The 21,921-nt window shown below is 59.8% G+C and carries 19 protein-coding genes; 11 read left to right on the top strand and 8 right to left on the bottom strand.

Annotation, left to right across the window (positions count from 1 at the left end; all coding sequences use genetic code 11):
* Positions 1–422 precede the first annotated feature (422 nt).
* Complete coding sequence (locus CKW38_RS07680) at positions 423–998, top strand: PadR family transcriptional regulator (RefSeq protein WP_007916794.1); 576 nt, start codon at positions 423–425, stop codon at positions 996–998.
* Positions 995–1,783 carry a siderophore-interacting protein gene (locus tag CKW38_RS07685; protein WP_095112364.1) on the top strand — a complete coding sequence of 263 codons (789 nt, stop codon included), beginning with the start codon at positions 995–997 and terminating at the stop codon, positions 1,781–1,783. The genes CKW38_RS07680 and CKW38_RS07685 overlap by 4 nt, the downstream gene beginning before the upstream one ends.
* 92 nt (positions 1,784–1,875) lie before the next feature.
* On the opposite strand, the gene CKW38_RS07690 is transcribed toward CKW38_RS07685, so the two are convergent.
* Positions 1,876–2,508: a Pr6Pr family membrane protein gene (locus CKW38_RS07690; protein WP_095112365.1), complete on the bottom strand. Its 633-nt coding sequence runs from the start codon at positions 2,506–2,508 to the stop codon at positions 1,876–1,878.
* A gap of 1 nt (position 2,509) precedes the next feature.
* The gene (locus CKW38_RS07695) at positions 2,510–2,740 is read right to left on the bottom strand and encodes a VF530 family DNA-binding protein (protein ID WP_007916799.1); all 231 of its coding nucleotides are present in this window, start codon (positions 2,738–2,740) and stop codon (positions 2,510–2,512) included.
* Positions 2,741–3,041: 301 nt separating this feature from the next.
* On the opposite strand from CKW38_RS07695, the gene CKW38_RS07700 reads away from it, so the two are divergent.
* From CKW38_RS07700 to CKW38_RS07710, 3 genes are all read left to right on the top strand, one after another.
* A complete protein-coding gene (locus CKW38_RS07700) occupies positions 3,042–4,403 on the top strand; it encodes a carbohydrate porin (protein WP_095112366.1) in 1,362 nt (453 codons plus the stop codon).
* Between the two features lie 219 nt (positions 4,404–4,622).
* On the top strand, positions 4,623–7,034 hold the full coding sequence (locus tag CKW38_RS07705) for a glucose/quinate/shikimate family membrane-bound PQQ-dependent dehydrogenase (RefSeq protein ID WP_095112367.1): 2,412 nt from the start codon (positions 4,623–4,625) through the stop codon (positions 7,032–7,034).
* Between the two features lie 523 nt (positions 7,035–7,557).
* Complete coding sequence (locus CKW38_RS07710) at positions 7,558–7,923, top strand: DUF6124 family protein (RefSeq protein WP_007950222.1); 366 nt, start codon at positions 7,558–7,560, stop codon at positions 7,921–7,923.
* A gap of 65 nt (positions 7,924–7,988) precedes the next feature.
* Here CKW38_RS07710 and CKW38_RS07715 read toward each other — a convergent pair whose 3' ends face one another.
* A complete protein-coding gene (locus CKW38_RS07715) occupies positions 7,989–8,177 on the bottom strand; it encodes a hypothetical protein (RefSeq protein ID WP_007916807.1) in 189 nt (62 codons plus the stop codon).
* A 539-nt stretch (positions 8,178–8,716) separates the two neighbouring features.
* Between CKW38_RS07715 and CKW38_RS07720 the strand changes: the two genes are divergently transcribed.
* From CKW38_RS07720 to cmoB, 6 genes are all read left to right on the top strand, one after another.
* Complete coding sequence (locus CKW38_RS07720; RefSeq protein WP_007916808.1) at positions 8,717–9,169, top strand: hypothetical protein; 453 nt, start codon at positions 8,717–8,719, stop codon at positions 9,167–9,169.
* Between the two features lie 732 nt (positions 9,170–9,901).
* The gene (gene lon, locus CKW38_RS07725; protein WP_095112368.1) at positions 9,902–12,319 is read left to right on the top strand and encodes an endopeptidase La; all 2,418 of its coding nucleotides are present in this window, start codon (positions 9,902–9,904) and stop codon (positions 12,317–12,319) included.
* 265 nt (positions 12,320–12,584) lie between these two features.
* Entirely contained in the window at positions 12,585–12,977 is a 393-nt protein-coding gene (locus tag CKW38_RS07730; protein ID WP_007916811.1) for a protease inhibitor I42 family protein, read from the top strand.
* 2 nt (positions 12,978–12,979) lie between these two features.
* A complete protein-coding gene (locus CKW38_RS07735) occupies positions 12,980–13,618 on the top strand; it encodes a lysoplasmalogenase (RefSeq protein ID WP_176472302.1) in 639 nt (212 codons plus the stop codon).
* A gap of 206 nt (positions 13,619–13,824) precedes the next feature.
* Positions 13,825–14,568 (top strand): carboxy-S-adenosyl-L-methionine synthase CmoA, encoded by a 744-nt coding sequence (gene cmoA / locus CKW38_RS07740; RefSeq protein ID WP_095112370.1) that lies wholly within the window; start codon positions 13,825–13,827, stop codon positions 14,566–14,568.
* Entirely contained in the window at positions 14,565–15,521 is a 957-nt protein-coding gene (cmoB, locus tag CKW38_RS07745; protein WP_095112371.1) for a tRNA 5-methoxyuridine(34)/uridine 5-oxyacetic acid(34) synthase CmoB, read from the top strand. The genes cmoA and cmoB overlap by 4 nt, the downstream gene beginning before the upstream one ends.
* A 268-nt stretch (positions 15,522–15,789) precedes the next feature.
* Here the strand turns inward: cmoB and tadA are convergent, their stop codons facing one another.
* From tadA to CKW38_RS07770, 5 genes are all read right to left on the bottom strand, one after another.
* The gene (gene tadA, locus CKW38_RS07750) at positions 15,790–16,290 is read right to left on the bottom strand and encodes a tRNA adenosine(34) deaminase TadA (RefSeq protein WP_095112372.1); all 501 of its coding nucleotides are present in this window, start codon (positions 16,288–16,290) and stop codon (positions 15,790–15,792) included.
* Positions 16,290–17,666, bottom strand: a complete 1,377-nt coding sequence (locus CKW38_RS07755) for a multicopper oxidase family protein (protein WP_007916816.1) — start codon at positions 17,664–17,666, stop codon at positions 16,290–16,292. The genes tadA and CKW38_RS07755 overlap by 1 nt, the downstream gene beginning before the upstream one ends.
* A gap of 117 nt (positions 17,667–17,783) precedes the next feature.
* Positions 17,784–18,074, bottom strand: a complete 291-nt coding sequence (locus CKW38_RS07760; protein WP_007916817.1) for a PTS transporter subunit EIIB — start codon at positions 18,072–18,074, stop codon at positions 17,784–17,786.
* 2 nt (positions 18,075–18,076) lie between these two features.
* Positions 18,077–20,605, bottom strand: coding sequence for a phosphoenolpyruvate--protein phosphotransferase (ptsP, locus tag CKW38_RS07765; RefSeq protein ID WP_095112373.1), 2,529 nt, complete (start codon positions 20,603–20,605; stop codon positions 18,077–18,079).
* A gap of 63 nt (positions 20,606–20,668) precedes the next feature.
* Positions 20,669–21,892: a carbohydrate porin gene (locus tag CKW38_RS07770; RefSeq protein WP_007916821.1), complete on the bottom strand. Its 1,224-nt coding sequence runs from the start codon at positions 21,890–21,892 to the stop codon at positions 20,669–20,671.
* Positions 21,893–21,921 lie beyond the last annotated feature (29 nt).

A 21,921-nucleotide genomic window follows, 5' to 3' on the forward strand; every position in this document is an offset into this window, starting at 1 on the left:
TCAACTTGGACTTTCAATGCCGAAGCATCATCAACTGTTAACTCTTGGAAGTAAGCAGGCAACTTCCGACAACCGCGTAGTTAAACAACCCCATGACCTGCAAGAAAAAAGAACATAAAACAGATATTCAAAACATCGACTGTAAGTTTCACCCTACAGACAGTTTCAGTAAAAAAACCATACAGCAACTTCACCCTGACAGCACGGCAACTTAGTGCAATTTAGAACATATACTCTACACACAATAGAGCGATGACTTTAACTTTCAAGTTATCGTTTCCGACAACCGGCCGAGATTCGCTGCTTGCGCCCGAATCGGATCTGCCGCTCGTCAGGCGACGCCCTTTCTCGGGGAAAAACGTCTTGCACACTCTCCAAGATATATCTTAAGTTGTATCTAAACACGACGAGAGAAGACAGAAATGAGAGACCATCATTCCCCCCATCGCGAACACGGCGACGGCCGTGACGGCTTCGAAAAGCGCCCCGGGCGCGAGCGCGGCGGCCGAGGCCCTCGGGTGTTCGCCCCCGGTGACCTGAAATTGCTGCTGCTGGCGCTGGTCGCCGAACAGCCGTGCCACGGCTACGACCTGATCCGCCAGATCGAAGGCATGTTCGACGGCGCCTACAGCCCCAGTCCCGGCGTGATCTACCCGACCCTGACCTTTCTCGAAGAAAGCGAGTTGATCACCGGCGACGCCGAGGGCGGCAAAAAACGCTACAGCGCCACCGACGCCGGTCGTTTGTCTTTAAGCGAGCAAGCCGTGGCGCTGGACGGTGTGCGTATGCGCATCGATGTGAGCAAACGCTCGCTGCGCGGCCATGATCGGCCGCCGGAAATCCATGAAGCCGTGCACAACCTGCGCCATGCCCTGCAGATGCACCACGGCCGCTGGAGCGCCGAAGAAATCCTGCGCGTGCGTGACCTGCTCAACGACACCGCCAAAGCCATCGTCGACGGCCCTGCCGTTCAACCTGCCCCGGAGAAAGCCGAATGACTGCAGTCGATACCCAAACCATTCACCGCGTGATGCACGAAATCAAACGCCGCAAGCTGGAAGTCCTGCGCGTGGTCGACCTGACGCCGCGTATGCGCCGCATCACCCTCGGCGGACCGGAGCTGGCCGGGTTCATCAGCCTGGGCACCGACGATCACGTCAAACTGCTGTTCCCGCAGAACGCCGAACAAGCCGCCGCGCTGGAGACGATGGTGCTCGGCGCCGGCAAGGACGATGGGCCGAAACCGGAAATGCGCGACTACACACCGCGTCGCTATGATCTCGACACGCTGGAGTTGGACATCGATTTCGTTCTGCACGGTGACGGCCCTGCGTCGACCTGGGCGGAGCAAGCCACACCGGGGCAGTTCCTGCACATCGGCGGGCCGCGCGGCTCGATGATCGTGCCGGACATTTTCGACAGCTACCTGCTGATCGGCGATGAAACCGCCCTGCCCGCCATCGCCCGCCGCCTCGAAGGCCTGGCGGCCAATCGCAAGGCGTTGGTGGTGATCGAAGTGGAAAACGGCGCCGAGCAGCAAGTGCTGGAAAGCGCAGCGCAGGTCAATGTGATCTGGGTGTTGCGTGAAGGTGGCAAGGACAACCTGCTGAGTACGGTGAAGCAGTTGCAGGTGCCCAAGGGCAATCTGTATGCGTGGGTAGCCACAGAAACGAAAGTTTCACGGCAGATCCGCCGGGTGCTGATCGATGAGCACGGGCTGGATGAGCAACTGATCAAAGCCGTCGGCTACTGGCGCGCCGAAGGCACCTCCGAAGAGGAGTAAATCCCCAGATCAAAAGATCGCAGCCTTCGGCAGCTCCTACATTGGAATGCGTACACCTGTAGGAGCTGCCGAAGGCTGCGATCTTTTGATTTTCATCGCCGTAATCGGTCCAAGCCAATGACCAACAATCCAATCAGCACAAACCCCACCAATATCCCCCCGGCATTGACCAGCACCTGTGGATAACCCAACACCGCCACATCAATGAACGGATACGCATACGCGCCGAGCAAATGCCCGCGCAGCAGCGCATAGATGAAATACACCAGCGGATAAAGCAGCCACACCGGCAGATGCCACAACCGCAAAGTGCCCTTGGGCACGCACAACCACCAATAGCCTAGAAACAGCAACGGCATCACGTCGTGCAGCAGTTCATCGGCAATAAATTGCCAACCTTCGGGATGCCACAAATGCCGCAGCAGAATGCTGTAGGCCAGTCCGACCACAGCAATGCTCACGGCAATCCCACTGCTGACCCACGGCAGCAAAAACCAGCGGCGCGCAGCGGATTCGCGAGCGGTCACCGCGCAGGTCAGCACCGTCGCCACCAGCGTATTGGTCAAAATCGTGAAATAGCTGAAAAAGCTCACCACGCCACCCAACAGGCTCGCGCCAACGCTTAAACGCGCGAAGAAAATCAGGTAAAGCTGAATGCCCAATCCCGCCCAGCCCAACACGGCTGCGCAGGTGATCAGGCGACGACGCCAACAACCGGCGTCCATTTCAAAGCGGTCGCTTGGTGCGCATCAACTTCACGTACAGGCGCTCGACCTTCTCCCGCGCCCACGGGGTTTTGCGCAGAAACGTCAGGCTCGACTTGATGCTCGGATCACTCTTGAAGCAGCGAATATCGATGCGCTCGGCCAGCCCCGACCATTCGTAATGGCTCACCAGCGCATTGAGAATCTGTTCAAGGGTGACGCCGTGCAGCGGATCGGGGGTTTGTTCGTTCATGCCAGGCCTTTGGGCGAAGTGAAAATGCAGAAGCCGCGCACCTTAGCCGAGGGGGTGATCGGGTGGAAGGCCTACCTTCAAATGTAGGCCAACCTGAAAAGATCGCAGGCTGCGAACCGGCCGACAATGCGCCCGTTTGCCGCACTGTTACCGAATCTGAAACGCTGCATGTTCACAAAAGGCCTTTGTGTTTTTGTAACAGATCATTATCCTGCCGCCCTTCCGCTGAATCGCTTCACTGCCTGCGACTTATTGAAGCACTCAGCTCGCGCCCCCGAAAACACCAAAAAAAGACTTAGCCATGCCCGATTTTTCCTTCTCCCGAGACAGCGCTATCTTAACCCTGCGCACCCTTGGCGGCTGTACCGCCCTCGGCCTCGCCAGCTGCGTGCAAGCGGCGCCCGCGTTCGACAGTGAATCACCGTACATGCTCGGTGACTGGAACGGCACGCGCACCGAACTCTCGGAAAAAGGCTACGATTTCAAGCTCGATTACACCGGCGAAATGGGCAGCAACCTGCACGGTGGCTACGACCATGACCGCACCGCGCGTTACAGCGATCAGTTTGGCCTGGGCACACACCTGGACCTGCAAAAGATCCTCGGCTGGGACGATGCGGAGTTTCAACTGACCATCACCAAACGCAGCGGCAACAACATCAGCAACGACCGCATCAACGATCCGCGCGTCGGTGGTTTCACCTCGGCCCAGGAAGTCTGGGGCCGTGGCCAGACCACACGCCTGACGCAGATGTGGTACCAGCAGAAGTTCTTCGATCAGAAACTCGACATCAAGGTCGGCCGTTTCGGCGAAGGCGAAGACTTCAACAGCTTTCCGTGCGACTTCCAGAACCTGGCGTTCTGCGGCTCGCAGGTCGGCAACTGGGTCGGCGGCATCTGGTACAACTGGCCGGTCAGCCAATGGGCGCTGCGCGTCAAATATCACCTGACCCCGGAGCTGTACGCACAGGTCGGCGCCTACGAGCAGAACCCGTCGAACCTCGATCGCGGCAACGGCTTCAAACTCAGCGGCAGCGGCACCCAGGGCGCAATCCTGCCGATCGAACTGGTGTGGACGCCGAAACTCAACGGCCTGCCGGGCGAATACCGCGCCGGTTACTACTACAGCAACGCCAATGCCAGCGACGTCTATAAAGACAGCCACGGCCAACCGGCGGCTCTCAGCGGCGAAGCCTACCGCAGCGCGTCGAGCAAACACGGCGTGTGGCTGGGCATTCAGCAGCAGATCACCAGCATGGCCAGCGACAACTCGCGCGGCCTCAGCGTGTTTGCCAACGGCACGATGCACGACAAGAAAACCAACGCGATCGACAACTACGTCCAGGCCGGCATCACCTACAAAGGCCCGTTCGATGCGCGCGCCAAGGACGACATCGGTTTCGCCCTCGCCCGCGTACACGTCAACCCGGCCTTCCGCAAAAATGCTGAAGCCAGCAACCGCGCCAACGCCGTGTACGACTACGACGATCCGTCGTTCCTGCCGCCGCAAGACACCGAATACAGCGCCGAGTTGTATTACGGCGTGCACGTAACCAACTGGCTGACCGTGCGCCCGAACCTGCAATACATCCGCCACCCCGGTGGCGTGAACGACGTCGACGACGCCCTGATCGGCGGGATCAAGATCCAGTCCTCGTTCTAAAGCAATACGCAAATCCATTGTAGGAGTGAGCCTGCTCGCGATAGCGGTGTTTCAGGCGACATCTCCAGAGACTGACGCACCGCCATCGCGAGCAGGCTCACTCCTACACAAATGAATTTCGTTAGCTAGACAAGTTTTTATCTGAACCATGCCTGTGCCAAATCGTCATCTAAAGTGACTACAGCGCGGGACTACATAAACGTCACGGAGAATCACACTATGAGCACCGAAAGTGCTTCGAGTCGGGGCCGTTTGCTACCGAGCCTGCTCGGCATTCTGCTTCTACTGATGGGCCTGGCCATGTTGGCCGGTGGGGTCAAGCTGAGCATGCTCGGCGGCTCGCTGTACTACCTGCTGGCCGGTATCGGCATCGCGCTGTCCGGCATTTTGATGCTGATGCGTCGTCGCGCGGCGCTGGGCCTGTACGCCATCGTTCTGTTTGCCAGCACCGTTTGGGCGCTGTGGGAAGTCGGTCTGGACTGGTGGCAGCTGGTGCCACGTCTGGCCCTGTGGTTCGTCCTCGGCTTCGTGATGTTGCTGCCGTGGTTCCGTCGTCCACTGCTGCTGAACGGCCCGGCGCCAATGGGCACTGGCGGTCTGACCGTCGCTGTGGTGCTGGCCGGCGTTACCGCTCTGGCCAGCCTGTTCACCCACCCGGGCGAAACCTTCGGCGAACTGGGCCGCGACACGGCGGACACCACCAGCACCGCGCCAGCCATGCCTGATGGCGACTGGCAGGCCTATGGCCGCACCGAGTTCGGTGACCGTTACTCGCCGCTGAAGCAGATCACCCCGGCCAACGTCGGCAAGCTGCAAGAAGCCTGGCGCATCCAGACCGGCGACCTGCCGACCGCGGATGACCCGGTCGAGCTGACCAACGAAAACACCCCGCTGAAAGCCAACGGCATGATCTACGCCTGCACCGCGCACAGCAAAGTGTTGGCCCTGGACCCGGACACCGGCAAAGAACTGTGGCGCTTCGACCCGCAGATCAAGAGCCCGGTCGGCTTCAAAGGCTTCGCCCACATGACTTGCCGTGGCGTGTCGTACTACGACGAAGCTGCTTATGCGAAAACTGAAAACGCCGCCTCGGCGGTGATTTCCGAAGCCGGCAAAGCCGTTGCTCAGGCCTGCTCGCGTCGTCTGTACCTGCCAACCGCTGATGCTCGCCTGATCGCACTGAATGCCGACACCGGCAAAATCTGCGAAGGCTTCGGCAACAAAGGCGTGGTTGACCTGACCCAAGGCATCGGCCCGTTCACCGCTGGCGGCTACTACTCCACCTCGCCAGCCGCGATCACTCGTGATCTGGTGATCATGGGCGGTCACGTGACCGACAACGAATCGACCAACGAGCCATCGGGCGTGATCCGCGCTTTCGACGTGCGCGACGGTCACCTCGTATGGAACTGGGACAGCGACAAGCCAGACGCCACCGAGCCTTTGGCACCGGGTGAAACCTACAGCCGCAACTCGGCGAACATGTGGTCGCTGGCCAGTGTCGACGAAAAACTCGGCATGGTTTACCTGCCACTGGGCAACCAGACCCCAGATCAGTGGGGCGCAGACCGCACCCCGGGCGCCGAGAAATTCAGCGCCGGCGTTGTAGCCCTGGACCTGGCCACCGGTAAAGTGCGCTGGAACTACCAGTTCACTCACCACGACCTGTGGGACATGGACGTTGGCAGCCAGCCAACCCTGCTCGACATGAAAACCGCCGATGGCGTGAAACCTGCGCTGATCGCCCCGACCAAGCAGGGCAGCCTGTACGTCCTCGACCGTCGTGACGGCACGCCGATCATTCCGATCAAGGAAATCCCGGTACCGCAAGGCGCCGTGAAAGGCGACCACACCGCACCGACCCAGGCCCGTTCGGACCTCAACCTGCTGGCCCCGGAACTGACCGAAAAAGCCATGTGGGGCGCGAGCCCGTTCGACCAGATGCTGTGCCGCATCCAGTTCAAAGAACTGCGTTACGAAGGCCAGTACACCCCACCGTCGGAACAGGGCAGCCTGATCTATCCGGGTAACGTTGGTGTGTTCAACTGGGGCGGCGTCTCGGTCGACCCGGTTCGCCAAATGCTGTTCACCAGCCCGAACTACATGGCCTTCGTTTCGAAAATGGTGCCACGCGAGCAAGTCGCCGCCGGCAGCAAACGCGAAAGCGAAACCGCTGGCGTGCAACCGAACACCGGCGCGCCATACGCGGTGATCATGCACCCGTTCATGTCGCCATTCGGCGTACCGTGCCAGGCCCCGGCCTGGGGTTACGTTGCCGGTATCGACCTGACCACCAGCAAAGTCGTGTGGAAACGCAAAAACGGCACCAGCCGCGACAGCTCGCCAATCCCGATCGGCTTCACCTTGGGCGTGCCTAGCATGGGCGGCTCGATGGTGACTGCGGGCGGCGTCGGCTTCCTCAGCGGCACCCTCGACCAGTACCTGCGCGCGTACGACGTGAACAGCGGTAAAGAGCTGTGGAAATCGCGTCTGCCGGCGGGTGGTCAAGCGACTCCGATGACTTATACCGGCAAGGACGGCAAGCAATACGTCCTGTTGGTGGTTGGTGGTCACGGTTCGCTGGGCACCAAAATGGGCGATTACATCATTGCCTACAAACTGCCGGAATAAGATTCAGCGGCGGTAAAAATGAAGGCGATGTCCCGCAGGGACATCGCCTTTTTTGTGCACGCCAAACACCCATGTAGGAGCTGCCGAAGGCTGCGATCTTTTGACTTCGTTTTTTAAAAGCCAGATCAAAAGATCGCAGCCTTCGGCAGCTCCTACAGGTTGAAATGCGTTGATCTGTGGGAAAGGTACTCGTCCTACAGACGTTGAAAGTGGCGCGGAGTTTTCCGACAAGTCGCGTCGGTTGTGCCTCGGAAATCGGCTGGATAGGCTCTGGGGGTCGCTGCAAATTCAGCGAACGGGCGTCGCGGCCCGAGCAGTTCATTCGATTTGATGCATAATCGCCGGCCCAAACCGGAGCGCTCAGGTGCTTGTTGTTTGGTTTGATGGTGGCTGTGCGCGGGATACCTTCGGGTATGCCGAGATTGCCGAATGGCTCGGTCCGCGAACCTGCGTACAGCTGCCACCCTCCGTCGCGTCGCGGTGATTGAGAGTGACAGCCCCACTTATCATTCGGAGCGTCACTATGAAAAAGCCAACACCCAATCCCCCCGAAACCGACGACACCTCGCCCTACGAATCCCCCGATTCCAAGAAATTCCACGAAGCCGCCGAACGCGCCCTCGACCACTACCTCAAACCCAACGCCTTAACCCTGCGCTTCCACAAACCCAGCACCATGTTCCAGGTCGCCCCCGAGCAGGACAGCGAAAGCCTTCTGGTCCACGCCTGCGAATCACTGGCCCAGGCCAGCCTCATGACCAGCGACATCGCCGCCTACATCGACCTGCCACAGCGGCGCACGATCCTGGCCATTCAGCAGATCATCATGCTCGCCGAACTGGCGGTGAACCGCGTGCTGGATAACCACGAAATCCCCGCAAATACCTGACAAACCACCCGGTGCAGGAGCTGCCGCAGGCTGCTCCTGCACAGGTGAGCGTTAGCCCGGCTGACTCAAGAAGCTTTCCCTCCGTTTTTCATCAACCGCAATCGCTCAATGATCAATTGCTCGGCCTGTTTGCGAGTCTCAAGCAACAAACTCTCATCCGTCGCGCTATAGATCACCCGATAACGCAGACCCGGGGTGTCAGGGGAGTATTCGCGAATAGTGCAGCCCTCGTAACTCGTATCGGTATAACTCATGGCTGGATTCCTTTAAGTCCGTAAATCGGCATGCGCCGCCCTGCCTGAAGACGCCTGGTTAATCTCGGATCGACCGGGCAATGTGTCTACTGTCAGAAATTACAGGGGCCCAAGACCGCTTCGAAATAAACCGCAATGAATTTTGATCTATGAGTTAACCGCCAGATTGCAGATGACTGTCGAGAGGCATCGCCTTATTTGTGCACGCTATTTCAAAAACACCCCCAAATAACCTGTGGGAGCGAGCTTGCTCGCGAAGGCGTCAGCATATTCAACATCTACAGTGCCTGACACACCGCGTCCGCGAGCAGGCTCGCCCATAGTCGGATTGAGCGCATTTAGCTAGAAAAGGGTCGGCTGTCAGGTCACTTTCGCAAGCGGCCCTCCCCGCCACCGGATTATCTTGCGCGTCCTATATAACTCGTCTCATAGGCCATCATCACGAATAGGCATAAAAACCTGTCAGATATGACAGTTAACAGGTTATGCCGTTTCTCTCAGACTTCCTTCTCCAACTCAATCAATCGAGGAAGCCCCCTATGACAACTTCAAAAGCATTCCCAGCAGTCTTCGCCGTCGGTGTTCTTGATATTGATGTGAAGGGCACTATCAGCGGTACGTATTTAGATCTGACCAGCTACAGGACCAAAGCCACTTCTGTGTCATTCAACCCGTTAGGGGGGTATTACTTTGATTTCGGTCACAAAAAAGGCTTATCGAGCGAACGAACTTTTTCCGTTTCACTTCGCGACCTGCTAAAGCCATCTACACCTGCCTACTCTGAAAGAGTCGTTACAGGCCGGGGTATCCAGTTTTATGAATTTAAAACAGAGTCCTCTTCAACTATCGCAGTCACCAAGCTCAACCCCAACCTCTACCGATATGACTTCAAAGACTTCGAACTTTTCGGCAAGGCACGCTACACGGATGACACACGTGAACTCACCTGCAACGGGTTCTTTCTGCTCCAGGAACTGACGTGGCCTTTGTAACGACCTTGGTCAGGTAACCCCGTACCCAAATGCAGAACGTAAAATCAAAAGCCCCTCACCCTAACCCTCTCCCGGAGGGAGAGGGGACTGACGGAGGTGTTTGGGCGAGCTACGCCGACGTGAAATATCGAGTCGAACTCAGATTCTGAAATGCCCACAAATCGGCCCCCTCTCCCTCGGGAGAGGGCTGGGGTGAGGGGCAAGAGCACCACAAAAACCAAAGCCATGCGCGCCGTGCTCTTCACCACTCAATAGGCCGAGTGTCAGCTCGCCTGCTCTTGATCTTGATCTTGATCCACGGGCGACGTCGGAAGGCTGAGCGGAGGGATTGATCCGGGCGTGGGAGCGCAGCGACCGTTTGGCGCAGCCAAACACAGCGAGAGGAGGTGCAGCGAAGCAAACCGTAGGCGCTGCGCCCGGATCGATCCCGGAGCGAAGGAACCCCGAGCCCCAGCGAGCGGGCCGCACGTAGGAGCAAGCGTTTTTTTGCTTACTTTTTTGAGGCGTTTGTCAAAAAAGTGAGTCGCCGTCAGGGCGAAACCCTAAGCCGCCGTTACCGAAGAAACGGATATACACCCAAAACCCCAAAGAGCATGGTCGGCCCAAAGGCCGCCAAGTCAAAAGCGTGAACCCTGTCAAAACCCTGAACACACAAGCAGAAACATCCCCCGCCATTGAAACCACCCAAACCCTGCCCCATCTAAGACCCATACCCCATTGCGCAGGTGCCCCATGAGCGACCAGCAAGAATTCCCGGAAAACCCCGACGACTACACCGAAGCCGAACACATCGAACACACCTCCAGCGGCAAAGGCCTCGCCCTGCCCGGCCAGAACCTGCCGGACAAGGTCTACATCATCCCGATCCACAACCGCCCATTCTTCCCGGCCCAAGTCCTGCCGGTCATCGTCAACGAAGAACCCTGGGCCGAAACCCTCGAACTGGTCAGTAAATCTGAACACCATTCCCTGGCCCTGTTCTTCATGGACACGCCCCAGGAAGACCCGCGCCACTTCGACACCGGCGCCCTGCCGCAATACGGCACCCTGGTCAAAGTCCACCACGCCAGCCGCGAGAACGGCAAACTGCAATTCGTCGCCCAAGGCCTCAGCCGCGTACGCATCAAGACCTGGCTGAAACACCATCGCCCACCGTATCTGGTCGAAGTCGAATACCCGCACCAGCCCACCGAGCCGACCGACGAGGTCAAGGCCTACGGCATGGCGCTGATCAACGCGATCAAAGAGCTGTTGCCGCTCAACCCGCTGTACAGCGAAGAACTGAAAAACTACCTCAACCGCTTCAGCCCCAACGACCCGTCGCCGCTGACCGACTTCGCCGCCGCCCTGACCTCCGCCACCGGCCCCGAACTGCAAGGCGTGCTCGACTGCGTGCCGATGCTCAAGCGCATGGAAAAAGTCCTGCCGATGCTGCGCAAGGAAGTCGAAGTCGCGCGCCTGCAAAAAGAGATCTCGGCAGAAGTTAACCGCAAGATCGGCGAGCATCAGCGCGAGTTCTTCCTCAAGGAACAACTCAAGGTTATCCAGCAGGAACTCGGCCTGACCAAGGACGACCGCAGCGCCGACCTCGAACAGTTCGAGCAACGCCTCGAAGGCAAAGTCCTGCCGGCGCAGGTGCAGAAGCGCCTCGAAGAAGAAATGAACAAGCTGTCGATCCTCGAGACCGGTTCGCCGGAATACGCGGTCACCCGCAACTACCTCGACTGGGCGACCTCGGTGCCGTGGGGCGTGTACGGCGAGGACAAACTCGACCTCAAGCACGCGCGCAAAATTCTCGACAAACACCACGCGGGCCTGGACGACATCAAGGACCGCATCCTCGAATTCCTCGCCGTCGGTGCCTATAAAGGTGAGATCAGCGGCTCCATCGTGCTGCTGGTCGGCCCGCCGGGCGTAGGTAAAACCAGCGTCGGCAAATCCATCGCCGAATCCCTCGGCCGGCCGTTCTACCGCTTCAGCCTCGGCGGTATGCGCGACGAAGCCGAGATCAAGGGACACCGCCGCACCTACATCGGCGCACAGCCGGGCAAACTGGTGCAGGCGTTGAAAGACGTCGAAGTGATGAACCCGGTGATCATGCTCGACGAGATCGACAAGATGGGCCAGAGCTACCAAGGCGACCCGGCCTCGGCACTGCTGGAAACCCTCGACCCGGAGCAGAACGTCGAATTCCTCGACCACTACCTCGACCTGCGCATGGACCTGTCGAAAGTCCTCTTCGTCTGCACTGCCAACACCCTCGATTCGATCCCCGGCCCGTTGCTCGACCGCATGGAAGTGATTCGCCTGTCGGGCTACATCACCGAAGAAAAAGTCGCCATCGCCAAGCGTCACCTGTGGCCGAAACTGCTGGAAAAGGCCGGTGTGTCCAAGGGCAGCCTGAGCATCAGCGACAGCGCGCTCAAAGCCTTGATCGACGGTTACGCCCGTGAAGCCGGGGTGCGCCAGCTCGAGAAACAAATGGGCAAACTGGTGCGCAAAGCGGTGATGAAGCTGATTGACGAGCCGAAAGCGGTGATCAAACTCGGGCCGAAAGACCTTGAAGCGTCACTCGGCCATCCGGTGTTCCGCAACGAGCAAGTGCTGTCCGGCACCGGCGTCATCACCGGTCTGGCCTGGACCAGCATGGGCGGCGCGACCTTGCCGATCGAAGCGACGCGGATTCACACGCTTAACCGTGGCTTCAAGCTCACCGGGCAACTGGGCGATGTGATGAAGGAATCGGCAGAGATCGCCTACAGCTACGTCAGCTCGCACCTGAAACAGTTTGGCGGTGACGCGAAGTTCTTCGACGAAGCCTTCGTCCACCTGCACGTACCGGAAGGCGCGACACCGAAGGACGGCCCGAGCGCCGGCGTGACCATGGCCAGCGCCCTGCTCTCGCTTGCGCGAAACCAGCCACCAAAAAAAGGTGTGGCAATGACTGGTGAACTGACGTTGACCGGGCATGTACTGCCGATTGGCGGGGTGCGCGAGAAGGTGATTGCAGCGCGACGGCAGAAGATTTTCGAGCTGATTTTGCCGGAGCCGAACCGGGGTAATTTTGAGGAATTGCCGGATTATCTGAAGGAAGGGATTACGGTGCATTTCGCCAAGCGGTTTGCCGATGTGGCGAAGGTACTGTTCTGACCGGTAGCCCGTAGCCCCTCACCCCAGCCCTCTCCCCCAGGAGAGGGAGCCAACCGAGCGGTCTTGCGCTATGCGCCGACCTGAAACACCGGGTCGATTATGGATTCGCTGACGCACGTTCAGGTCGGCGTACCTCACCAATATCCCCCGATCAGTCCCCTCTCCCTCTGGGAGAGGGCTAGGGTGAGGGCTTGGCACTGTCACACTTTGTCTCATCTTCAGTTATGCTCGCCGTTCGTCGTGAACACCCGGAGCCACTGACCTTATGTCCCCCACTCGCCTGTTTCTCCCCCTCGCCCTTTCATTGCTGGCCGCGTGCGCCACGCAACCGAAACACAACGTGACCGTGGAAAAACAAAGCGAATGCCCCGTTCGGCTCACTAACGGGCAAAACCTCATCATCATGCTGCCAAGCAACCCGACCACGGGTTATCGCTGGGCCATTCAGGATTCCGCTGGCGGTGTATTGCGCGCACTCAGCCCCGAGGTCTACAGCAATCCGGAAGACGCTGGCGTGGTCGGCGCAGCGGGTTTGTCGACCTGGCGCTTCCAGGCCTTCGCCCCCGGCACCGGGCGCCTGCGCCTGACTTCACAACAACCGTGGGCACCGGAAGTGCTCCCGGTGGAAACCTTTGACTGCGCCATTTCGGTAAATTGATCGTGGGCTGGCTGATTCTGGCGTTGATGGGCGCGGTGACGTTTCTCTACGGTGTCAGCACCCATGCGGCGTTGCTGTGCCTGTTGGTCAAACCGTTGCCGGTGCTGGCATTGCTCGGCTGGCTGCACGACGCGCCACCCAGTGACTATCGGCGCTGGATCAGTCTCGGTCTGATTTTCTCGTTGCTGGGTGATGTGTTGCTGGCGTGGCCGGGCGATCTGTTTGTATTTGGCCTCGGTGCGTTTCTGGTCGCGCATCTGGCTTATCTGAAGGCTTATCTGAGTGACTGCAAGCGTCTGGCGATTTTGCCGCTGGTACTTGCCCTCGGAGTGGGTGCCGTGCTGCTGGGTCTTCTGATTTCCAGCGGTCTTGGGCCATTGCTGGTGCCGGTGATTGTTTATGGCACGGCGATCAGCGCGATGCTCTGGCGCGCACTGGCCCGTTTGGGCACCGATGTGCCGAAACGCTCGGCGTTGCTAGCGGCGGGCGGTGCGCTGGCGTTTGTGTTCTCGGACAGCGTGATCGGTATTGATCGCTTCGTATCGCCATTCCACGCCGCGCCATACGTCATCATCCTCAGCTACTGGCTGGGCCAGTGGGGCATCGCCGCCTCCGCTTTCTCCCAGACCAAACGGATCTGATCGTTCCCACGCTCCGCGTGGGAATGCATCCTGTGACGCTCTGCGTCATTTGCGCAGGGACGCGGAGCGTCCGGGGCGGCATTCCCACGCAGAGCGTGGGAACGATCAACCAGAGCAATATCCCCGCGTTTTATCAGACAACCCAAGCATCCCCGCGCCCTTTTGGCTAAAATGCCGGCCTTTCCATTTACACCGCCGGAACCGCCGTGAGCAAAGAACCCGATCGTATTTTCGCCAAGCCTTTGGCCCAGGTGCCTGACTTCGCCTTCAATGAAGACGTGGTGCGGGTGTTCCCGGACATGATCAAGCGCTCGGTGCCGGGTTACCCGACCATCGTCGAAAACCTCGGTGTGCTCGCCGCACAGTTCGCCCAGCCGAACAGCGTGCTCTACGACCTCGGTTCATCGCTAGGTGCAGTGACTCAGGCCTTGCGCCGTCACGTGCGCACCGACGGCTGCCGGGTGATCGCTGTGGATAACTCTGCCGCGATGGTCGAACGCTGCCGCGAATACCTCAACGGTCAGGATTCGATGTTCCAGGAGTTGCTGCCGGTTGAAGTGATCGAAGGCGACATCCTCGCCCTCAACTTTCAGCCTGCTTCGGTGGTGGCGCTGAACTTCACCCTGCAATTTATCGCCCCGGATCAGCGTACCGCGTTGCTCTCGCGCATTCGCCAATCGCTGCTGCCGGGTGGCACGCTGATCCTCTCGGAGAAGCTGCGCTTCAACGATGCCGAAGAACACGCGCTGCTCACCGATCTGCACGTCGCCTTCAAACGCGCCAACGGCTACAGCGAACTGGAGATTGCCCAGAAACGCAGCGCCATCGAAAACGTCATGAAGCCCGACAGCCTCGAAGAACACCGCGAACGCCTGTTGGCCGCCGGGTTCTCGAAAGTCGTGCCGTGGTTCCAGTGTCTTAACTTTGCCTCGTTGATTGCCTTGCCATGATTGATCTGTCCCCCCTCGCCCGTCGTCTGGCCGGCACGCCGCTGGCCGAATGGGCCAACACCCTGCAGGCGCAACTCGACAAGAAAATGGAGAAAGGTCACGGCGACCTGGAGCGCTGGCAAAGTGCGCTGGATGCCTTGCCGAAAATTCAGCCGAGCGAAATCGATCTGCTCAATGGCCTGAAACTCGACACCGATTGCGACGACGAAACCCGTGCGCAGATGCGTACTGCATTGATGGGTTTGTCGCCGTGGCGCAAAGGGCCGTTCGACTTGTTTGGTGTGCACGTCGACACCGAATGGCGTTCGGACTGGAAATGGTCGCGCGTCGCCCCGCATCTGGATTTGAAAGGCAAACGCATCCTCGATGTCGGCTGCGGCAACGGCTACTACATGTGGCGCATGCTCGGTGCCGGCGCGAACAGCGTGATTGGTGTCGACCCGAACTGGCTGTTCTTCTGCCAGTTCCAGGCGGTGCAGCGTTACCTGTCCGAGCCGAATGCCTGGCACCTGCCGTTCCCGTTCGAAGACCTGCCGCCGAACCTGGAAGGCTTCGACACCGTGTTTTCGATGGGCGTGTTCTATCACCGTCGCTCGCCGATCGAGCATTTGCTGGCGCTGAAGGATTGCCTGGTCAAGGGCGGTGAACTGGTGCTGGAAACGTTGGTGGTGGAAGGCGACAAGCATCAAGTGCTGGTGCCGGAAGACCGTTACGCGCAGATGCGTAACGTGTGGTTCCTGCCGTCGGTGCCGGCGCTGGAGTTGTGGTTGCGTCGTGCCGGGTTCAGCGATATTCGCTGCGTGGATGTGAGCACCACAACGGTGGAAGAACAGCGCGGGACTGAGTGGATGAAGTATCAGTCGCTGAGTGATTTCCTTGATCCGGAAGATCACAGCAAAACGATTGAAGGATTGCCGGCGCCGATGCGCGCGGTGATTGTCGCTCGTAAATAATCAAATCGCCCAAACACCGCGGTGAGCCCACCCCTCACCCCAGCCCTCTCCCCAAGGAGAGGGAGCTGATCATTGAGCTTTTCAACACTTGAGTTCGACTCGGAATCTCAGGTCGACGGACTTAGCCCATCCAACTCGATCAGTCCCCTCTCCCCAAGGAGAGGGGGCTGATCGTTGAGCTTTTCAAGACTTGAGTTCGACTCGGAATCTCAGGTCGACGGACCTCGCCCATCCAGCTCGGTCAGTCCCCTCTCCCTCTGGGAGAGGGTTAGGGTGAGGGGCTTTTTGCTCGGCGAGCACGGAAGAATTCGGTCAGCACGGCGCCACACTCTTCGGCCAAAACCCCGCCTTCATATAGCACTCGATGGTTGAGAAAACCCTGGGTAAAAAACTGCCCCTGACTCTGCACAATCCCCGCCTTCGGCTCCAGCGCGCCATACACCACCCGCGCCACCCGCGAATGCACGATCAAGCCTGCGCACATACTGCACGGCTCCAGCGTCACATACAGCGTGCTGCCCGGCAGGCGATAGTTATCCACCGCCTGCGCCGCCGCACGGATGGCGACCATTTCTGCATGGGCACTCGGGTCGCTGGTGCTGATCGGGCAATTGAAGCCGCGCCCGATAATCTCGCCGTCCTGCACCAACACTGCCCCCACCGGCACTTCGCCGATCGCTGCGCCTTGTGCAGCGAGGGTCAGCGCTTCACGCATGAAGTCTTGGTCACGGCTGCGGTCGATGATGGCCGCGGGGCGAATCTGGCGCATCACTTCACCTCGATGGCGGCCATCAGGCCGGTTTCCATGTGGTCGATCACGTGGCAATGGAACATCCACACCCCCGGATTATCGGCCACCAGCGCCACTTGCGCGCGCTCGTTCTTGCCCAGCAGATAGGTGTCGGTGAAGTACGGAATAATCTTGTGCCGGTTCGACGCGATCACCTTGAAACTCATGCCGTGCAGGTGGATCGGGTGCTGATACTGGGTCATGTTCTTCAATTCGAAGATGTAACTCTGCCCCAGTTTCAGGCTGGCAATCGGTCGGTCAGCGCAGGTCTTGTCGGTGATGTCCCAGGCCTTGCCGTTGATCTGCCACAGGCTCGGCGGCCGGCCATTGTCGACGTTGACCGACACTGAGCCGACCCATTCGAAATTGAAGTTGAGTTTCTCGGCATTGGCCAGGTCCGGTTCTGCCACCGGATTGGCCGGCAGCGCTTTTGGCCAGTCGCTCGGCGCGTCGGTATTGGCCACCGAACGCAGGGTGCCCAGACGTACCGGACCGTTGCGCAGCGACAATTCTTCGCCCGCCGCCGGCGCCTTGATCGCCAGACAAATGCGCATGCCCGGGCCGAGCCAGTATTCCTTGCCCAGCGGGCGCGGTTCGACCGGATTGCCGTCCAGCGCATAGATCTGCGCTTCAACACCGGGAATGTTGATGCGATAAGTCAGGGTGTTGTCGAGGTTGAGCAAACGCACGCGAGTGATCTGCCCGGCCGGCAGTTCGATCACTGGAGTCGGCACGCCATTGATCGTCGAAAGACGCCCCGCCGTACCGCCACGCGCCGCTTCACGGGGAATACTGAATTCGACGAAATTGCCTTCGTCATCGATGTGCCAGTTCTTCAGGCTCAAGGTCTTTTCGTACTTGAAACCGGTCGGCTCGCGCTCTTCGATGATCAACGGCCCGACCAGCCCGCGCCCGAGCTCTTCGCTGCTGCTGACGTGCGGGTGATACCAGTAACTGCCGGCATCCGGCACGCGGAACTTATAGTCGAAGTACTCGCCCGGCAACACCGGCAGCTGCGACACGTACGGCACGCCGTCCATTTCCAGCGGCAGACGAATGCCGTGCCAGTGAATGGTCGTCGCCACCGGCAAGTGGTTGATGAAACGTACCCGCAGCCATTCACCCTGGCGCACACGCAACTCGGTGCCAGGCGCCGACGGGCCGAATGCCCAGGCCTCGGTCTTGTGCCCCGGCACCAATTCGACGTCCAGCGGTGCGGCGATCAGTTCATAGTCATGGCCCGCCTCGGCGTCGGCCATTTTGCCGAGCCAATAACGCGACGCGCCCCCCGCCCCGACACCAACGACAACAAGACCGGCCAGGCCACCGAGGATTTGGCGACGGGTAAAGGACATGAACTCAACTACCTCACGTATCAGCAGCAGGCCCTGAAAGCCTGCAAAAGGCGAATACGATACACCTGCGGTTGAGAAACAGTAAGGGCGACCTGAGGCCGCACATCACCTGCCGGCTTAAGATCGCAGCCCGGTAATCAGGTGCACCACGCCGTCCGCCAAAGGCATCACGCCCGCGACACCGGCGGCGCTCAACGCGTTCGGGTCCATGTGCGACACATCACGCAACACCACCCGTACCCGCGTCAACGCCAGCGGTTGCTGGGACTGGAGGTTATCCACACCCCCCAGCGCCGCGACAATGTCGCTGCTCAATCCGTCACTCGGTTCGGCCGCCGCTGCGGGTGTATCCACCACCAGATCCGGGGTCAGGGCTTTCCAGAATGCCTTCTGCAATTGATCGAACATGTTCAGTTCTCCAGAACCCGTAAAGTATCGACAGTTGCCTCATGAAACAGCTGCAACGCCTCACGCACCTGCCCGGCACTTTCCAGACCGAGCACCTGCTGCGCGATGACCTGACAATCCGCCAGTTCCAGCTCGCGCACCGTTGCCTTGACCGGTGCAATCATCGGCACACTCACCGACAGTTCATCCACACCCAACCCCAGCAACAGCGGCACCGCCAGACGTTCCGAAGCCATCGCCCCGCACACGCCGACCCATTTGCCATGGGCGTGTGCCGCCTTCACGGTCGTGGCGATCAGGCGCAATACCGAGGGATGAAAACTGTCCGCCTGACTGGCCAGACGCGGGTGATCGCGATCCATCGCCAGGGTGTACTGCGTCAGGTCATTGGTGCCAATCGAGAAGAAATCCACCAGCGGTGCAAACAGATCCGCCATCAACGCCGCCGCCGGCACTTCGATCATGATCCCCAGTTTCGGCCGTTGCGTCAGGCCTAGCGCGAGGATTTCCTCGTCGAGCATCTGCCGCGCCAGACGCAGCTCCGACAGTTGCGTGACCATCGGCAACATGATGTGCAAACGCGTCAGATCGCAGCAGCCGAGCATGGCCCGGAACTGCTCCCGCAGTAGCTGCGGACGCTGCAGACACAAACGAATGCCGCGCACGCCAAGGAAAGGGTTGGTTTCGCTGTCCATCGGCACATAGGCCAGCGGTTTGTCGCCGCCGACATCGAGGGTGCGCACCACCAGATTGTGCGCAGGCCCGACACAGCGAGCGATAGCGCTGTAAGTGGCGACCTGTTCGTCGTGGCTCGGCGCGTGGTTGCGGCCCAGATAGAGAAACTCCGAACGCAGCAGGCCGACGCCCGCACCGCCGAGGGCCATGGCCTGCTCGGTTTCCAATAACGAGGCGACGTTGGCCGACACCTCGACGTGATGGCCGTCACGGGTCCGTGCCGCAAGCGTTGCGCTGGCCAGTTCATGCTCATGGCGTTGACGCTGTTGTGCGTATCGAGCCTGCCACTGCCCGACGACCCCAGGGTCGGGATGTATATGTAATTCACCCTTGTCGGCATCGAGCAATATTGGAGTGCCGTTACTCAGCGCGAGCATCTGCACCGGCACCCCGCAGATCGATGGCAGACCACAGGCACGGGCGAGAATCGCCACGTGACTGGTCGCGCCGCCCCCGACCGTAGCGAAGCCCAGCACCTTGCTGGTATCGATGCCGGCGGTCTGCGACGGCGTCAGTTGATCGGCGATCAGAATGCATCCTTGCGGCAACTCCAGCGCCTGCTCGCCAATACCCAGTAGCAACTTGAGGACGCGACGTCCGACATCGGTCAGGTCCGCCGCCCGTTCGGCCAGCAACGCACTGCCCAGTTGGCGAAACATCGCCGCAGTTTCTTCAGTGGCCGCGCGCCAGGCGAACGCCGCACTTTTGCCCTCACTGATCAATGCCTGGGCCTGATCGAGCAGGCCCGGGTCTTCGAGCAGTTCCTGATGCGCCTTGAAGATCTCGGCTTCAGCCTCACCCGTAGCGGTGTCGCGCAAATGCTGCAAGGCCAGATCCGCTTCGATCAGGGCATTGGCGAGAGCCACACGCTCCAGGTCTGCTCCGCCGCCGAACTCGCTGACGTCGAACACCGGTTCGCTGATCTGCACCACTTGGCCCAACGCCGAACCGGGTGACGCACAGACGCCACGCAGAAGAGTCAGAACCTCGGTTTCCACCACCTCGACAGGCGCCGCCGCCGTCACCGTTTCACCGCAGCCTTCGGCCAACAACCGGGTCAGCGCATCGATTGCCGCGTCAGCGTCTTCGCCCACCGCACTGAGCTGCACGCTGTCGCCGAACGCGGTCTGCAACGCCATGATCGCCACCAGAGACTTGGCGTTGGCCTGAGCCTGCTGTTTATGCAGGTAAATCTTTGCCGCGAAAGCCTTTGCCGCTTGCGCGAACACCGCTGCCGGGCGCGCATGCAGACCGTTGGGATTGGGCAGTTTCAACGGCTGTGAAAACCGCGCTGGACTGTCTGCCGCGACTGTCTCTTCACTGATCGCCTGTGCGCTGACAAGCTCAAGCAACGGCTGACCTGTTTCGACCCGCCCGCTCGACGCGACCAGCCAGGTAAACGGCTCACCGCTGACCACCAACATCAACGTCATCAGGCTGCGCGCATGTCGGGCAATGTAGTCGGCGTCGAACTCGATCAGCGCCTGCCCGGCGGCAACCCGTTGCCCCTCTTCGACCAGACGGGTGAAGCCTTGCCCGCCGAGGTTCACCGTATCCAGACCGATATGCATCAACACCTGTACGCCATGCTCATCGGTGATGCTCACCGCATGCCCGCTGACCTGCACGTTGCTGATGACCCCGGCCAAAGGCGCGCACAAGGTCGATGAGGTCGGATCGATGCACAGACCGTCGCCGATCACGCGCCCGGAAAACACTGGATCGGGCACTTGCTCAAGCGCCATCAGGACACCGGACAAGGGAGCCAGCAGTTGCAATGGTTGGGGTGTGGCCATGACGTCACCTGCAGTTTTTATGCTTTGAAGTGCCCATGGAGCGCGACGCTCCATCAGCATCGCTTATTTCCACCAGTATTCGACCTGCAATCCGACATTCGCACCGTGACGAGCACTGCCGAAGGCGCCGGTATCGGAGAGTGCCGAGCCTTTGGCCAGTTGGTTGGCCGCACGTTTCGCCGCCTCGTTCCAGGTGGCGTACGTGTAATACAGACGCACCTCGGGTCGCGCCCAGAACTCCGGGCCTTTGGGCGACCAGGTCGGGGCAAACGTGAACTTGCTCAGTTTGCGCGTGCCACCCGGGGCTTCGACTTGATCGTGGCCCAGTTCGGTGACCAGTTTGAAGTGTTCGCTGAGCGCGTAGGCGGGACGCACACCCAGAGAGATCCAGTTCTGGTCGACACCGTCCGGACGAATGTCTTTCTGGTACACCGCCGCAATCTGGCCACCGAAACGCGGCGTCACTTGCCAGTCGAAAAATTCGACGATCCGGTAACTCTTGTTGCTGTCGTCCAGTTTGACGTTGCCGGTATAACCCAGCCCGGTGCCCGGCCCCTCACCGTATTGCAGCGCGAGTTTGTTCTTGCCGCCGAGGAAATCCGTCTGCACATGTTGCGTGGTGATCGCCCAGCCCCGGTGGGCATCGCGGCTGTCGGGTTTGTCGATATAACTCAAGCCGAACTCCAGCTCACCGCCAGGGTTGGTCTTGAACCCGGCGACGTTGAAGTCGTGCCGATTGATGTAGTCCTTTTGGTACAGGTTGTCCTTGCGCGAAAAGGCGTAGCTGTACTTCAGGTCGCCGATCAATACGTCCTCGATCCCGCCCCCGGTGGCGCTCTGGTTCCAGTAGTAGAAGTCGGAAATATGGATGTCATTGCGCTTGTAGTAACGGCGCCCGGCCCACAGAGAACCGCCATTGAGCGCGGGCATCGCCGACCACTGTGCGTAGGCCTGCGGCAAGCGTATCGAGCCGTTGTCATCTTTGAATGTGGGACTGCGGTCGTAACGGTTATACAGCGAAGCCATGCCATCGACACTCAGGACCGAACCGTCGTCGAGGGTGTACAGATCCTGACGCAACTCCAACTCACCGTATTGCTCGCATTCGTTACCCAGACGATATTTGGTCTGCGCCCCCGGTAACTGGAAGCACGACTGACCGCTGCTGTTGACCGACGTGCCGACGCCGCTGCGCAAATAGCCGCCAAACTCCAGCGCTTGTGAAGTCGGCGGTAAGGCCAGGCAAAAACCTGCGACTGCAAGGCTGCGATTTATTGTTGTTTTCATAAGCCACCCCATTGTTTTTATTGTCTGGT

It is taken from the genome of Pseudomonas sp. Irchel 3H7 (genome assembly GCF_900187605.1).
Taxonomy (GTDB): domain Bacteria; phylum Pseudomonadota; class Gammaproteobacteria; order Pseudomonadales; family Pseudomonadaceae; genus Aquipseudomonas.

Bases quoted from the DNA above. Each gene is read 5' to 3' on its own strand.
- cmoB (WP_095112371.1), top strand. From the start codon at position 14,565: ATGATTGATCTGTCCCCCCTCGCCCGTCGTCTGGCCGGCACGCCGCTG.
- CKW38_RS07770 (WP_007916821.1), bottom strand. From the start codon at position 21,892: ATGAAAACAACAATAAATCGCAGCCTTGCAGTCGCAGGTTTTTGCCTG.
- ptsP (WP_095112373.1), bottom strand. From the start codon at position 20,605: ATGGCCACACCCCAACCATTGCAACTGCTGGCTCCCTTGTCCGGTGTC.
- CKW38_RS07720 (WP_007916808.1), top strand. From the start codon at position 8,717: ATGACAACTTCAAAAGCATTCCCAGCAGTCTTCGCCGTCGGTGTTCTT.
- CKW38_RS07710 (WP_007950222.1), top strand. From the start codon at position 7,558: ATGAAAAAGCCAACACCCAATCCCCCCGAAACCGACGACACCTCGCCC.
- CKW38_RS07680 (WP_007916794.1), top strand. From the start codon at position 423: ATGAGAGACCATCATTCCCCCCATCGCGAACACGGCGACGGCCGTGAC.
- CKW38_RS07685 (WP_095112364.1), top strand. From the start codon at position 995: ATGACTGCAGTCGATACCCAAACCATTCACCGCGTGATGCACGAAATC.
- CKW38_RS07760 (WP_007916817.1), bottom strand. From the start codon at position 18,074: ATGTTCGATCAATTGCAGAAGGCATTCTGGAAAGCCCTGACCCCGGAT.
- lon (WP_095112368.1), top strand. From the start codon at position 9,902: ATGAGCGACCAGCAAGAATTCCCGGAAAACCCCGACGACTACACCGAA.
- tadA (WP_095112372.1), bottom strand. From the start codon at position 16,290: ATGCGCCAGATTCGCCCCGCGGCCATCATCGACCGCAGCCGTGACCAA.
- CKW38_RS07715 (WP_007916807.1), bottom strand. From the start codon at position 8,177: ATGAGTTATACCGATACGAGTTACGAGGGCTGCACTATTCGCGAATAC.
- CKW38_RS07695 (WP_007916799.1), bottom strand. From the start codon at position 2,740: ATGAACGAACAAACCCCCGATCCGCTGCACGGCGTCACCCTTGAACAG.
- CKW38_RS07730 (WP_007916811.1), top strand. From the start codon at position 12,585: ATGTCCCCCACTCGCCTGTTTCTCCCCCTCGCCCTTTCATTGCTGGCC.
- CKW38_RS07700 (WP_095112366.1), top strand. From the start codon at position 3,042: ATGCCCGATTTTTCCTTCTCCCGAGACAGCGCTATCTTAACCCTGCGC.
- CKW38_RS07755 (WP_007916816.1), bottom strand. From the start codon at position 17,666: ATGTCCTTTACCCGTCGCCAAATCCTCGGTGGCCTGGCCGGTCTTGTT.
- CKW38_RS07705 (WP_095112367.1), top strand. From the start codon at position 4,623: ATGAGCACCGAAAGTGCTTCGAGTCGGGGCCGTTTGCTACCGAGCCTG.
- CKW38_RS07690 (WP_095112365.1), bottom strand. From the start codon at position 2,508: ATGGACGCCGGTTGTTGGCGTCGTCGCCTGATCACCTGCGCAGCCGTG.